This is a genomic window from Blastomonas sp. UPD001 (assembly GCF_003426715.1).
In the GTDB taxonomy this organism is placed as follows: domain Bacteria; phylum Pseudomonadota; class Alphaproteobacteria; order Sphingomonadales; family Sphingomonadaceae; genus Blastomonas.
Map to the genome: position 1 here is coordinate 1 of NZ_QKVT01000093.1, position 2863 is coordinate 2863.

General features: G+C 59.3%; 5 protein-coding genes. 1 reads left to right on the forward strand and 4 read right to left on the reverse strand.

Annotated features, from left to right (window positions below; genetic code table 11):
- The 4 genes from DM995_RS19035 to DM995_RS19050 all read right to left on the reverse strand — a co-directional run.
- Nucleotides 1-404: P-loop NTPase family protein (locus DM995_RS19035; RefSeq protein ID WP_353653381.1), on the reverse strand; the 404-nt coding region annotated here is incomplete at its 3' end.
- A 413-nt stretch (nucleotides 405-817) separates the two neighbouring features.
- Nucleotides 818-1168: a hypothetical protein gene (locus tag DM995_RS19040; protein ID WP_116970692.1), complete on the reverse strand. Its 351-nt coding sequence runs from the start codon at nucleotides 1166-1168 to the stop codon at nucleotides 818-820.
- Entirely contained in the window at nucleotides 1168-1734 is a 567-nt protein-coding gene (locus DM995_RS19045) for a hypothetical protein (protein WP_157973344.1), read from the reverse strand. The genes DM995_RS19040 and DM995_RS19045 overlap by 1 nt, the downstream gene beginning before the upstream one ends.
- Entirely contained in the window at nucleotides 1731-1997 is a 267-nt protein-coding gene (locus DM995_RS19050; protein WP_232824559.1) for a PadR family transcriptional regulator, read from the reverse strand. Before DM995_RS19050 ends, DM995_RS19045 begins: the two co-directional genes overlap by 4 nt.
- Before the next feature lie 350 nt (nucleotides 1998-2347).
- Between DM995_RS19050 and DM995_RS19055 the strand changes: the two genes are divergently transcribed.
- Complete coding sequence (locus DM995_RS19055; RefSeq protein ID WP_116970695.1) at nucleotides 2348-2743, forward strand: hypothetical protein; 396 nt, start codon at nucleotides 2348-2350, stop codon at nucleotides 2741-2743.
- Nucleotides 2744-2863 lie beyond the last annotated feature (120 nt).

Genomic DNA, 2863 nt, shown 5'->3' on the forward strand with positions numbered 1-2863 from the left:
TTGGCTCGGGTCTCGACACCGTGCCGCAGAGCCTCGGCCATCGCTGCCGACATGATCCCGGCGGCCGCATAATCGTCGAGCGTGAAGACCGCGACTGCAGACTTGCGGATGGCGAAAGCCGGCGCGGCGACGACGGGCGGCAACAATCCCTCGAAACGCTCGCCGCCTTCGGGCAGCTCGGCCGAAACACGGGGACTGTTGGCATGAACCTCGACGCCGACATGGTGTGCGACCAGCCGGACGATGCGCTCGCCGTCGGCGGCACTCAACGTCTCGCCGGTATCGCTGATGCCGTCGCCGAGCCGATCCACCCAGAGCCGCCCGTCCGGGTTCAGCATCACTTCGATGACGGCGGGGTCCTCGAGCCAAGTCGCGATTGACGGCTCGAGCGCTGTCCGCAGCATTCGTGCGCCGCGTGAGTTCGCCTCAGATCGAAGTGCGCAAATGGACAAGTCAACGCCCCTGAGATGGGCCGGGCGAACAACCGCCCGGCGTCAGGAGCACAGCAAGAGACGCAGAAACTTGGCCGCTGCAACAGATAGCTGAGGGCGTAGCGAAGGCGGCGGAAGATACGTTGCTCGTAACGAAAACGCCTTCAGCTTCGAGAGCATAGATTTTGGACTTGGTTGCAAAGTCAGGTTGGGCAATCAGCGACTCGAATGTCTGAAACTGGGACCTAGCCGCCGTTCCCTAGCTGCATGCTGAAAGGCTGGCTTCGCTAAAAGCGGTCACTCAGCTTCGGCCCGGATCCTACCAAAAGCCGAAATTCTGAAACCGACCCCGGAGCGGTCATAGACTTTTGCGACCAATACGGCCCCTAGCTCGTCACGGCCTTGGTCCGCCGATTGGCCAACGAGCAAATGGCCAGCGCGAAGAACAGAACTCCTCCGATGACAACCTGCGGTCCCGGCAGGACCAGCCAAGCCGCAGCGAAGTAGCAACCCATGGCGAAGTTTATCGCCGCCACCATCAACCGGCTGCCCACGCCTAACGATTGGAATCCAAGGAGGTTCGCGGCGGCTGCCAGCACAATCGCCAAGCCGGTTCCAACAAACCACAAGGCATCGATTGTCCAATCGGCATAGGCTAGCGGGGTCAAAGCGAGGTGGACGGCCCCAAGCAGCACGCCAATAATCGCCAATGCTAAGGCTAGGGTTTGCATGCGCATCAGTTCAACCCCTGCCGAAGAGGGATGAGACGCGCAGCGGAAATTGCGAGCGCCAGTGCGAAGGTCAAAATCACAAGATCTTCCACGATCAGCGCAAGATACAGGTTCGACATTGGCGTTGGGGCACTGCTGAGCCAGATCATCGTCGCCGCCATTGTCAGCACAGCGATCAAAGGCGCGGCTAGGCTGATTGTGGCACGAAATCCGAACCGGGCCGTGGCGATCGCGCCGACGACAAACAACAGGGCCGTGCCATATCCAAAAACTTCCAGCACGAATGCGTCAGTAACGGACATGCGCCCCGCAAAGCGAATGTTCAGCGCTGCCCAGACCATCGCTCCTCCGACCAAGACGCTGCGAGCAACCTCATGAATGAAGGCAGGGGAAATGATGCGTTCAGTGACGGCCGTGAAGAGGCAGCCTGCCACGAAACGCCAGCGCTCAGCCTCGGGGACGTGATCGAATTCGACCGCCATTGCAGCAAACCAGGACCGGCGGACCGGCGGCGCGATCTTGAAGGCCAGCACGACACAAGCGCGTGCAAGGGAGTTCCGTTTCGAACTCATATTGCAAATCCTTTCCCGTCGTTTGCAGCGCGCACATCGTCGGACTCAATGGTGCGAGCGAGTGCAATGCCTGATGGTGTCAAGCGATAGGCATGGCGCGGCGGCCTGCTCTCGTGCGGCGAAGGAACCCATTGGGCTTCGAGGTTCCCCTGATCACACAGCCGAATCAGCATCGGATAAAGCGTCCCCGAGGCGATGCCGGTCAGCACCATCAATTCATACCCATAACGCCAGTCCTGCGGGCGTTCGAGCAGCGCCAGCAAGGCGGTTCGAGTCTGTTTGGAGATGTTGGGGCGTCTCGGCATTACATCAATCTATATATGTAGAGTTTATGGTGCAAGTGGGATTATCGTTTGACCTGAAGCGGGGCGACGTAATTCTGTGCTCGAAGCCGATGGCGAAACCCGACGTTCGCAAAACCACCCACGAACGGCCATAAGCGGGACCGATCCGCGGTCCCGAAAGCTGCATGGAGGCTGTCCCTGGCTGACGAAAAATATCTGCCGTTCAGCAACCGACCCCGTTGCAGTCATGCGAAGGAAGTGACACACTCTTCGGGATGCTGCGTCGGTCTCTTTTGATATTCTTGTGCTTGGCACTTCAACCAGCAATAATGTCGGCGCAACCCGTAGACACCGTTGCTGTCCCGCCCACACAGCAGCTTCGCGGTCTCACTGCGGGAGAGGCTTCTGCGCTCGTTGCTAAGCTTAGTGAAGCCCAGAACAAGCTAAGGGCCGGTGAATTTCAGTCGTTTGAGCTCATGTCGGGATCAATCGCAGGCTACGACATGATCAAGGTTTCACCTCGAGATGCATTTTTACAGGTGTCCTTTCAGCAAGTGTGGCAGATCGAGCGAGTTCATACCGACAATCGGTTGTGGCAACCCTTCAAGCTCGCTTACGCGCCTAACGGGCTCGGTCAGCTTTATTGGGACATGGAGGTGGTGCTGGGTGCTAACGGACAGCTTGAGCGCGTCACGATGGTTTACAAACCGCCAGCGCCGTTCTGATTGTCGCGGCAGCTTCCTTGAGCAGCCATCCGCCCTCGACTGCTTCCGCATAGATCGCTTCGGCAGCGCACCAAAGTCCCTCGGAAGCCTCAGCGATCCGCCCCGTCAGCCGCCGGTCCC

What these genes read in the sequence shown, in the direction of transcription:
- DM995_RS19040 (WP_116970692.1), bottom strand. Translation starts at nt 1,168, where the DNA reads ATGCGCATGCAAACCCTAGCCTTAGCATTGGCGATTATTGGCGTGCTG.
- DM995_RS19045 (WP_157973344.1), bottom strand. Translation starts at nt 1,734, where the DNA reads ATGAGTTCGAAACGGAACTCCCTTGCACGCGCTTGTGTCGTGCTGGCC.
- DM995_RS19055 (WP_116970695.1), top strand. Translation starts at nt 2,348, where the DNA reads ATGTCGGCGCAACCCGTAGACACCGTTGCTGTCCCGCCCACACAGCAG.